Genomic DNA, 10419 nt, shown 5'->3' with positions numbered 1-10419 from the left:
TGCCGCGGACACTCCCGCAACCGGACCCACCCCGCCTTCGACAGATCTCGGCGATCTGCCCGCTCTTCTGTAGAGCCGAGCCATGCTCGGCTCAGATCTCACAGATATCGAAATATTCGATTTTGATTGGGATTCATCCACACACAGAGTGGATCCATCAGATCGCAGAAATCTGTCAGAGGTGGGGCGGTGTCGGAGTGCGGGGTGTCCGCGGCATGGATGCCGCGGCCAAGCCCCCAGGGATGGGTTCACGGCGTCCCCGCACTCCGGCACCGCCCCGCCATCCCACAGGAAGCCCGCTTCTGCTGTTGCTGTTGCTGTTGCCGGCCAGCGGCCGGCACTACCACGGGGGCAGGGCGCAGCCCTGCCGAACAAACCCTATTCCTCGACCGGGAAATCCTCGATCGGCTTCAGCACATCGTAGTGCTCGCGATGCAGCTTGCCCTTCAGCTTCGGCAGTTCCGGCAACGGCGCATCCACCCGCGTGTCCGGCAACCGGTCCAGCAGGTTGCGCACCAGGGTCAGCCGGCCCAGCCGCTGGTCGTTGAAATCCACCAGCGTCCACGGCGCGCCTTCGCGATGGGTGGCGCGCAGCATCGCCTCGCGCGCTTCGGTGTAGGCGCTGTACTTGCTGCGTGACTTCAGGTCGACCGGCGACAGCTTCCAGCCCTTCAGTGGATCGATGTGGCGCTCGGCAAAGCGCTTTTCCTGCTGCTCCTGGTCCACGCACAGCCAGTACTTGAACAACAGGATGCCGTCGTCCACCAGCAGCTGTTCAAACACCGGCGCCTGGCGCAGGAACTGCTGGTACTCGGTCTCGCTGCAGTACCCCATCACCCGCTCGACGCCGGCGCGGTTGTACCAGCTGCGGTCCATCAGCACGATCTCGCCGGCGGCGGGAAGGTGCGATGCATAACGTTGGAAATACCACTGCGTGGCCTCACGGTCGGTGGGCTTGGGCAAGGCCACCACCCGGCACTGGCGAGGGTTGAGATGCTGGCTGATGGCCTGGATCGCGCCACCCTTGCCCGCCGTATCCCTGCCTTCGAACAGCACCAGCAGGCGTTGGTCACTGTGCTGCACCCAGCGCGCCATCGCGGTCAGTTCCAGCTGCAGCGGCAGCAGCAGTTCGTCGTACTCCTTGCGCTTGAGCTTTGCCATCGTCACACCACGCGGGAAGGAAGCCCGAGCGTAGCGCAGGTGGTGCTCAGGTCCTGTCGACGCCGCGCCAGCCGTGCTCACCGGCGAACTGCTGCAGCAGCGCTGACAGGTCGCGGGCGAAGCCGGCCATGTCGAACAGGCCGCTGTGTTCGCGTGCCTGCGCCAGCTTGGCACGCAGCGCGGCCAGCGCCGCCGGGTCGTTGCCCAACGCACTGGCGGTGGCGATGAACGCTGCATCATCGGCGACGTTCATCCGGGCCAGGCCGAGATGATGGTTGAGGCTGCCGGCCACCCGCGCGGCGAAGGTGTCGCCGGGGCAGGTCAGCACCGGGCAGCCGGCCCAGAGCGCATCGGAGGCGGTGGTGTGCGCGTTGTACGGATGCGTGTCGAGGAACAGATCGGCCAGCTGATAGCGGGCCAGGTACTGCGGATGCGGCAACTTGGCCATGAACACCAGGCGTGCCGGGTCCAGGCCCGCGTTCTGCGCAGCCGCCCGCAGCCGTGCATCGGCCTGGCCCGGGCCGGACAGCAGCCACAGCACGCTGCCAGGCACCGCCTGCAGTACGGCGAAGGCGCGGCCCATGCTGCGCGGGTTGAGCTTGTAGCTGTTGTTGAAGCAGCAGAACACCACGCCGCGTTCGGGCAGGCCGCACTCGGCACGCGTCGGTGCGGACTCCAGCACACGGGTGTTGTCCGAAGGCTGGAAGGCGCGCGGCAGGCGCAGCACGCGTTCGCTGTAGTGTGGTTCCAGTGATGGGGGAAGGGTGAAGTCATCACCGATCACTGCATCCATCCACGGCGCTCCGGACGTGCCCGGGTAGGCCAGCCAGTTCAGCTGCAGCGGGGCGGGGCGCATGGCCAGAACTTCCGGCGTGCCGCCGCCACCCCAGCCGCGCAGGTCGAACAACAGGTCGATGCCTTGCCCGCGGATGCAGGTGGCAATGTCGGCATGACGCAGGCCGGCGACATCGTGCAGCTGCGTCGCCGCCTGCAGTCGCCGGCGGATGCGGCTGCCATCGTCGCGGCTCAGCGCGAACAGATGCAGTTGCAGCGCAGGGTCATCGCGCAGCTGCTCGAACAGGGCCACGGTCAGCAGCCCGGTGGGATGGGCGCCGAATCCGTTGGAGAGGAAACCAACCCGCAGCGGGCCCTGGGTACGCACCGTTACCGGTGGCAGCGGTCGCACCGAAGCGGCTACGGCGGATGCACGCGCGCGCGCGCAGGCCAGCTGCTCGGCGGCGGAAGCGTCTTCGCTGAGGAAGGCGAACGGTTCGACCACGCCTTGTCCGGAGGCAAGTGCACTGCGCACCTGCGCGGCCATTGCGTCCACGTCCTGCCAGTCACACAGGCGACGCTGCCAGGCCAGGCGTTGTGCGGCGATGTACGGCTCGGACGGCATCAGTGCGTGCGCGCGTCGATACGCCGCCGCCGCGCCTTCGGCATCATCGGCATCTTCCAGCGCGTGGCCCAGCCACAGCGCGATGCCCGGGTGCTGCGGTGCCAGAGCGGCAGCCTGGCCAAGCAGCGTCGCGGCGTCGGCATGCGCGCCGGCCATCCATGCCACGCGACCCAGGCGCGCCAGCGCTTCGGGATGGTTCGGGCGCAGCTGCAGCGCGCGTCGTGCGGCCTGCTCGCCGGCGGCGATGTCGCCGGCTTCCAGTTCCAGGTCGGCCAGCATCACCCAGGCGACGAAATCGTTGGGCTGGCGCGCGATCGCCTGTTGCAGGTGCTGCCGCTGCTGCCAGGCGGACATGCGACTCAGCCCGCCGACAGCTGGGCCAGGGCGTCGACCTGGTGTTCGTGGCTGAGCCGCTGCAGCAGCGGGTCGAGGTCGCCGGCCAGGATGTTGGGCAGGTCGTGCAGGGTCAGGCCTTCCACGCGGTGGTCGGTGATCCGCCCCTGCGGGAAGTTGTAGGTACGGATGCGCTGGCTGCGGTCACCACTGCCGACCTGCAGGCGCCGCGACTCGGCCTGCGCCGCGTCCTGGCGCTGGCGTTCGGCGTCGAGCAGCTGCGCCTTCAGGCGCTTCATCGCCTTGTCGCGGTTGGCGTGCTGGCTGCGTTCGGTCTGGCATTCCACCACCACGCCGGTCGGCACGTGGGTGATGCGGATGGCCGATTCGGTCTTGTTGACGTGCTGGCCACCGGCACCGGAGGAGCGGAAGGTGTCCACCTTCAGGTCGGCCGGGTTGATGACGATGTCATCGACTTCGTCGGCCTCGGGAATGATCGCCACGGTGGCGGCCGAGGTGTGGATGCGGCCCTGCGATTCGGTGGCCGGTACGCGCTGCACGCGGTGCGTGCCCGATTCGAATTTCAGGCGCGAGAACGCACCACGGCCGACCACGCGCGCCACCACTTCCTTGTAGCCGCCGTGTTCACCCGGGTTGTCCGATTCAATCTCGACCTTCCAGCCCTGGCGCTCGGCGTAGCGGGCGTACATGCGGAACAGGTCGCCGGCAAAGATCGCCGCTTCGTCGCCGCCGGTGCCAGCGCGCACTTCCAGGAACAGGTTGCCTTCGTCGCGCGGGTCGCGCGGTACCAGCAGCAGCGCCAGCTCCTGTTCCAGCTGCTGCAGGCGCGTCTGCGCGGCGGCGATTTCCTCGTCGGCCAGCTCGCGCAGGTCGGGGTCGGCGCGCATGCCTTCGGCGGCGGCCAGGTCGGCCTTGGCGCGGGCCTCATCGGCGAGTGCGGCAGCGACCGGTTCAAGTTGGGCGAATTCGCGCGAAAGGTCGCGGAAACGGGTGTTGTCGGCGACCACATCGGGTTCGGCGAGCAGGCGTTCCAGTTCTTCGCGGCGCTCGGCCAGCGCTTCCAGCTTACGGCGCAGGGTCGGCGTCATCGGGTCTCACGGGTGGGTGGCGGTAACCCGGCGTGGCCGGGAACAGGCGCTCGGCGGCGCGGGTCAGGTCAGCATCGCCGCTCAGCGCGGCGGCGCGCAGGGCAGCGGTCGGTGGATGCAGCAATCGGTTGGTCAGGCCGTGGGCCAGCAGTTCCAGTACTTCGTCGGCCGGCTTGCCGTTGGCCAGCTGCTGGCGGGCGCGCTCCAGCAGCTCGGTGCGGGTGGCCTCGCCGAATGCGCGCAGCTGCCGCAGCGGTGCCTGGTGGGCGCTGGCCTGCTGGGTTTCGATGAAGCGCGATACCTGCAGGTCGATGATGGCTTCGGCCTCGGCGGCTGCCTCGCGGCGGCCACGGCGGTTGTCTTCCACCGCGCGTTCGAGGTCGTCGACGGTATAGAGGAAGGCGTCATTGAGCGTGCCGACCTCGGCCTCGATGTCGCGCGGCACGGCCAGGTCGAACAGCAGCATCGGCTTGTGCCGGCGCGCACGCAGCGCCTTGGCCACCATCTCGCGATGGATCACCGGTTCGCGTGCGGCGGTGGCCGAGAACACCACATCGGCCTCGCCCAGATGGCGGTCCAGTTCGGTCAGCGGCAGGGCCACGCCGCCATGGCGGGTGGCCAGTTCCTGCGCGTGGGCGAGGGTGCGGTTGGCGATCAGCAGCCGCCGTACCTTGCCCTCGCTCAGGTGCCGCGCGGCCAGTTCGATGGTCTCGCCGGCACCGACCAGCAGCACGGTGGAATCGTCCAGGCGCGCGAACGCGTTCTGCGCCAGGCGCACCGCAGCCGACGCCACCGACACCGGGTTGGCGCCGACCTGGGTATCGGTGCGGGCGCGCTTGGCCACCGAGAAGGTCTGCTGGAACAGGCGGTCCAGGCGCTGGCCGAGCAGGCCGTGGTCACGCGCGGTCGACCAGGCATCCTTCACCTGGCCCAGGATCTGTGGTTCGCCCAGCACCATCGAATCCAGCCCGGTGGCAACCCGGAACAGGTGGCGCACCGCATCGGCGTCGGCATGCTGGTACAGGTAACCCTGCAGGTCGCCGGCCTGGGCATGCAGCCACTGGTCCAGCGCCTGCGCCGAATCGGCCACGGCGTACAGCTCGGTGCGGTTGCAGGTGGACAGCAGCACTGCCTCGGCGATCTGCGGGGTATCGCGCAGCGAACCGAGCGCGCGCGGCAACGCCTCACCGGCGAAGGCCGCGCGCTCGCGCAGCTCTACCGGTGCGGTCTGGTGATTCAGTCCGAGCACCCACAGGGTCATTGTTCAGTTGCTTGCGATAAGCTGCTGGCCATTGGACGACATTTTAAGGCCCCGATGCCGACGATGCCCGCATTGATTCGCATCCCCAGTGTTCTGCTGCTGTCCCTGGCCTGCGGCCAGGCCCTGGCGGCGGTGCCGGCCAAGGCCCCCGTACGGGCCGCGGCCACTGAGGAACTGGCGCTGGAACCGGTGATGGCCGGTGAGTTCGCGCTGCAGGCCGGCAAGCTGGCCGAGGCCGCACGCGGGTACCTGCAGGCGGCGCAGCAGACCGACGGCGATGCCGGCCTTGCCGAGCGTGCCACCCGCATTTCCATGCTCGCCAACGACGATGCCAGCGCCGCCAAGGGCCTGGCCCTGTGGCAGCAGCGCGCGCCCAGCTCGCTGACCATGCGCAGTGCCGCCGGTGCGCTGGCCATGCGCCAGGGCGATGTGAAGGCCGCCCGCGCCGAGTTGCAGGCCCTGCTGGCCGACCCTGATGAACGTGGCTGGAAGTTCGCCCTGGCCGCGCTGATCGGCGGTGGCCGCGATCCGGCGGTGCCGGCGCAGGTGCTGGGGGAGCTGGTTGATGCCAACGCCATTCCGCCGAAGATCGAGGCCTGGCAGGAATTTGGCCGCCTGGCCCTGCGCATGGAAAAGCCCGAGCTGGCGCGGCGCATGATCGACGAAGTGGTCAAGCGTTTCCCCGAGGAGCCGCGCGTGGCGCTGCTGCGCGCCAGCCAGCTGCAGCAGGCCGGAGAGACCGACAAGGCGTTGTCGCTGCTGCACGACGTCGAGCCGAAGACCCGCCAGGACCCGGAACTGCGCAACGCGGTGGCCATCGCCTACGACAGCCTCGGCCAGCCGTCCGCGGCCGAGCGCGTGCTGGCGTTCGGCCCGCAGGACGTGCAGACCTGGGGCATGCGCGCCTCGCTGCTGGCCAAGCAGGGTGACAAGGCCGCACTGTCCAACCTCTACAACGAACTGTCGCGGCAGGCCGCCAAGCCGGACCCGGCACAGCGCCTGCTGCTGGGCAAGATCGCCGAGTACCTGAAGCGCTATCCCGAGGCGGTGCAGTGGTATCACAGCGTGCCCGGTGGCGATGAGCTGAGCGAGGCGCGCCTGCGTGCGGCCAATGCGCAGGCGTTGGCCGGGCGCCTGCCGCTGGCGCTGGATGAAGTGCACGCGATCCAGTCCGATGCGGTGGTCGACGACGATGTGCGCCGCGATGCCTACCTGCTGGAGGCCGAGCTGCGCCAGCGCGCCGACGACAGTGCCGGTGAACTGGACGCGCTGGCCCGCGGCCTGGCCTCCTACCCGGATGACAACGGGCTGCTGTACGCCCGTGCGCTCACCTGGGAGCGTCGTGACGACATTCCGCGAGCCGAGGCTGACCTGCGCAAGATCCTGGTGACCGACCCGGAGAACGTGCCGGCACTGAACGCGCTGGGCTACACCCTGGCCGACCGTACCGGCCGTCTGCAGGAGGCGCTGGAGCTGATCGACCGTGCCCGCGTGGCCGAGCCGGACAACGCGGCCATCGTCGACAGCTACGGCTGGGTGTTGTACCGCCTGGGCCGCAAGGAAGAGGCCCTGGTGCAGCTGCGCCGTGCCTGGACCCTGGCCAAGGACCCGGAGATCGCCGCCCATGTCGGTGAGGTGCTGTGGGTGCTGGGCAAGCATGACGAGGCCCGCCACTTCTTCGAGGAAGCGGCCAAGCTCGACCCTGAAAACCGCGCGCTGCTGCGCGCCCGCGAGAAATTCAATCCATGAGTGTTCCCTTTATCCGGCCGCTGCTGTTGGCGGCCGTGACCCTGGCGGTCAGCGCGTGCACGACGGTGGGCACGCAGAAGACGCCGGCCCCGGCCGTGGTCGAGACGGTGTCGGCCGAAGCGGCGCAGGCCGAGGCCGCGCGCGTGGCGGCTCTGCAGGCGCAGCCGGACTGGGCTTTCCAGGGCCGGGTCGCGGTCAGCAAGGGCAAGGACGGTGGCAGCGGTCGCATCGACTGGAAGCAGGACGGGCGCCGCTACGTGGTCGAGCTGAGCGCGCCGGTGACCCGGCAGAGCTGGAAGCTGACCGGCGATACCCATTCCGAGGCCGGTCGCCTGGAAGGACTGGCCGGGGGGCCGCGTGATGGCGAGGACGCCCAGCAGCTGCTGCTGGAAGCGACCGGCTGGGACATCCCGGTCAACCAGTTGCCGGACTGGATCCGTGGCCTGGTGGCCGGCGATGCCGCCGGCCCGGAAAAGGTCGAGCGTGACGGTGAAGGCCGGCCGCGCCGCATGCAGCAGATGGGCTGGCAGGTGCAGTACCTGGACTGGTACCCGGCCGAGGGCGGACGCCCGGCGCTGCCGCGCCGGATCGAGGCCGGCAATGGCGACGCCAAGGTGCGCCTGCTGGTGGACCAGTGGGGACAGGGCGCGCCATGAATGGTGCAGCCGACGACGCGGGCTGGTCCTGGTGGCCAGCCCCGGCCAAGCTGAACCTGTTCCTGCACATCACCGGCCGCCGGGCTGATGGCTACCACGAGCTGCAGACCGTGTTCCGCCTGCTGGACTGGGGGGACCGCATTGGCCTGCGCCTGCGTGAAGACGGCCAGGTGCGTCGGCAGGGCGACGGCCTGGCGGGCGTGGCCGAGGCCGATGACCTGGCGGTGCGTGCCGCTAAGTTGTTGAAAGAGGCGGCGAATGTCGCGCAAGGCGCGGACATCATCGTCGAAAAGCATGTTTCCGCCGGTGGCGGTTTCGGCGGTGGCTCGTCGGATGCGGCCACCGTACTGGTCGTGTTGAACCGGCTCTGGCAGGCCGGCCTGGACGAAGACGCGCTGGCCGCGCTGGGCCTGCGCCTGGGGGCCGACGTGCCGGTATTCGTGCGTGGCCGCAACGCCTGGGCCGAGGGGGTAGGCGAGCGGCTGCAGCCGATCACGCTGGCTCCGGCCTGGTATGTGGTGGTCGAGCCGGGCGTTCACGTTCCCACGCCGGCCCTGTTCGCAGACCCGGATTTGACGCGCGACAGCCCAGTGGCGAAAATAGAGGACTTCGCTTCCGGGACCCTGGTCGGGAACGCGTTCGAACCGGTGCTGCGCCGCCGTGAGCCTGCCGTCGAGGCCGCGCTCGCAGCGTTGAGCGGCATCGGCTCGGCGCGGCTGACCGGTTCGGGAAGTGGTTGTTTCGTCGAGTTCGCATCGCAGGCTGCCGCAGAGCAGGGACGGTCGAAGTTGCCGAAGGAGTTGCGGGCAAGGGTGGCGGCGGGCGTTGCGCGTTCGCCACTGCTGGATGCACTCGAGCAACACTGATTTATCAATGCAGGGGCGTCGCCAAGAGGCCCAAGGCACCAGGTTTTGATCCTGGCATTCGTAGGTTCGAATCCTACCGCCCCTGCCAATAGCGGCTGTGTCCGCGCCTTCCAGCGCATCGCCTGCGCGGGACGTGGAAACAACCGCGGTGTTGTCAGCAGCAAGGGTCCATGAGGGTCCTTGCCGACTCCGGATCCCCGCCACTCGTCCCCGCCCGAGACAATCATGATGCAAGAGTCCCCGAACCTGCTGGTCTTTTCCGGCAACGCCAACAAACGTCTGGCGCAGAACATCTGCAAGGAACTGGGGGTTCGCCCGGGCAAGGCGCTGGTCTCGCACTTCTCCGATGGTGAAGTGCAGGTTGAGATCGAAGAGAACGTCCGCAAGCAGGACGTGTTCGTGATCCAGCCGACCTGCGCGCCGAGCGCGGAAAACCTGATGGAACTGCTGGTGCTGATCGACGCGCTCAAGCGCGCATCGGTGGCCAGCGTGACCGCGGTGGTGCCGTACTTCGGCTACTCGCGCCAGGATCGCCGCATGCGTTCCTCGCGCGTGCCGATCACCGCCAAGCTGGCGGCCAAGATGTTCAGCACCGCTGGCGCTGATCGTGTGCTGACCGTCGACCTGCACGCCGACCAGATCCAGGGCTTCTTCGATATTCCGGTCGACAACGTGTATGCGTCCCCGCTGCTGCTGGCCGACATCTGGCGCGCCTACGGCACCGAGAACCTGATCGTTGTGTCGCCGGACGTGGGCGGCGTGGTCCGTGCCCGTGCGGTGGCCAAGCGCCTGGATGACGCCGACCTGGCGATCATCGACAAGCGCCGTCCGCGCGCCAACGTCTCCACCGTGATGAACATCATCGGTGACGTTGAAGGCAAGACCTGCGTGATGGTCGATGACATCGTCGATACCGCCGGCACCCTGTGCGCCGCTGCCGCTGCCCTCAAGGCGCGCGGTGCGCTCAAGGTGGCCGCCTACTGCACCCACGCGGTGCTGTCGGGCCCGGCGGTGGACAACATCACCAATTCCCAGCTCGACGAGCTGGTGGTGACCGACACCATCCCGCTGAAGGACGCAGCGCGGGTGTGCAGCAAGATCCGCCAGCTGAGCGTGGCGGAAATGCTGGCCGAAACGATGCGCCGCATCGCCTTCGGCGAGTCGGTCAGCTCGCTGTACGTCGATTGAGTTTTTCGCCCCTGCCGGCAACGGTGGGGGCATGTCCCGGATGCTTCTGGTCGCGGAAGCATCTTCAACCGCCACGCCGCAAGGCGCGGCAACAACCTGAGTAGTCGAAAATGTCGAAGACCCATGAAATCAAGGTCACCAAGCGTGAACTGCAGCGTAAGGGTGCGAGCCGCCGCCTGCGTCACGCCGGTGTGATCCCGGCCATCGTGTACGGCGGCAACGCCGAGCCGGTCGCCATCAGCCTGGACCACAACGAAATCTGGCTGGCCCAGCAGAACGAGTGGTTCTATGCCTCGATCCTGGACCTGAACCTGGACGGCCAGGTGCAGAAGGTCCTGCTGCGTGACATGCAGCGCCACCCGTACAAGCAGCTGATCATGCACCTGGACTTCCAGCGCGTGAACGAGAACGAAGCCCTGACCGCTTCGGTCCCGCTGCACTTCATCAACGAAGACACCTCGCCGGCCGGCAAGGCTGCCGACGTCGTGGTCACCCACGAACTGAAGGAAGTGACCATCAGCTGCCTGCCGAAGGACCTGCCGGAGTCGATCGAAGTCGACCTGGCCGACCTGGCCGCTGGCGACGTGGTGTACCTGTCCAACATCAAGCTGCCGAAGGGCGTGGAAATCCCGGCCCTGGCGCTGGGCAAGGACCACGACGACGCGATCGTCACCGCCAAGCACGGCAAGGAAGACGC

General features: G+C 68.4%; 9 protein-coding genes and 1 tRNA gene. 6 read left to right on the top strand and 4 right to left on the bottom strand.

What is annotated here, in order from left to right:
• Positions 1 to 378 precede the first annotated feature (378 nt).
• Genes ppk2 through hemA form a run of 4 tightly spaced genes read right to left on the bottom strand, consistent with a single transcriptional unit; the run spans position 379 to position 5263 of the window.
• Positions 379 to 1161, bottom strand: a complete 783-nt coding sequence (gene ppk2, locus N7590_RS21025) for a polyphosphate kinase 2 (RefSeq protein ID WP_164241626.1) — start codon at positions 1159 to 1161, stop codon at positions 379 to 381.
• A 46-nt stretch (positions 1162 to 1207) separates the two neighbouring features.
• Positions 1208 to 2914 (bottom strand): tetratricopeptide repeat protein, encoded by a 1707-nt coding sequence (locus N7590_RS21020; protein WP_164241627.1) that lies wholly within the window; start codon positions 2912 to 2914, stop codon positions 1208 to 1210.
• 5 nt (positions 2915 to 2919) lie between these two features.
• A complete protein-coding gene (gene prfA, locus N7590_RS21015; RefSeq protein ID WP_279935863.1) occupies positions 2920 to 4002 on the bottom strand; it encodes a peptide chain release factor 1 in 1083 nt (360 codons plus the stop codon).
• Positions 3980 to 5263, bottom strand: coding sequence for a glutamyl-tRNA reductase (gene hemA, locus N7590_RS21010; RefSeq protein WP_053448874.1), 1284 nt, complete (start codon positions 5261 to 5263; stop codon positions 3980 to 3982). The genes prfA and hemA overlap by 23 nt, the downstream gene beginning before the upstream one ends.
• 63 nt (positions 5264 to 5326) lie before the next feature.
• Here hemA and N7590_RS21005 point away from each other — a divergent pair, with 63 nt between their 5' ends.
• The 6 genes from N7590_RS21005 to N7590_RS20980 form a co-directional block, all read left to right on the top strand.
• Positions 5327 to 7012, top strand: coding sequence for a tetratricopeptide repeat protein (locus N7590_RS21005; protein WP_204275112.1), 1686 nt, complete (start codon positions 5327 to 5329; stop codon positions 7010 to 7012).
• Positions 7009 to 7668: a lipoprotein insertase outer membrane protein LolB gene (lolB, locus tag N7590_RS21000; protein WP_053511510.1), complete on the top strand. Its 660-nt coding sequence runs from the start codon at positions 7009 to 7011 to the stop codon at positions 7666 to 7668. The genes N7590_RS21005 and lolB overlap by 4 nt, the downstream gene beginning before the upstream one ends.
• On the top strand, positions 7665 to 8534 hold the full coding sequence (gene ispE / locus N7590_RS20995; RefSeq protein WP_164241630.1) for a 4-(cytidine 5'-diphospho)-2-C-methyl-D-erythritol kinase: 870 nt from the start codon (positions 7665 to 7667) through the stop codon (positions 8532 to 8534). The genes lolB and ispE overlap by 4 nt, the downstream gene beginning before the upstream one ends.
• 11 nt (positions 8535 to 8545) lie before the next feature.
• Positions 8546 to 8622: transfer RNA gene (locus N7590_RS20990), tRNA-Gln, on the top strand.
• Positions 8623 to 8762: 140 nt separating this feature from the next.
• The gene (locus N7590_RS20985) at positions 8763 to 9722 is read left to right on the top strand and encodes a ribose-phosphate diphosphokinase (protein WP_005415400.1); all 960 of its coding nucleotides are present in this window, start codon (positions 8763 to 8765) and stop codon (positions 9720 to 9722) included.
• Positions 9723 to 9832: 110 nt separating this feature from the next.
• The coding region (locus N7590_RS20980) for a 50S ribosomal protein L25/general stress protein Ctc (protein ID WP_279935862.1) at positions 9833 to 10419 on the top strand (587 nt) is incomplete at its 3' end.

This window comes from Stenotrophomonas sp. GD04024, from assembly GCF_029837545.1.
Taxonomy (GTDB): Bacteria; Pseudomonadota; Gammaproteobacteria; order Xanthomonadales; family Xanthomonadaceae; genus Stenotrophomonas; species Stenotrophomonas forensis.
The sequence above is the reverse complement of the archived record's forward strand: the minus strand, read 5'-3'. Positions and strand labels throughout refer to the sequence as shown.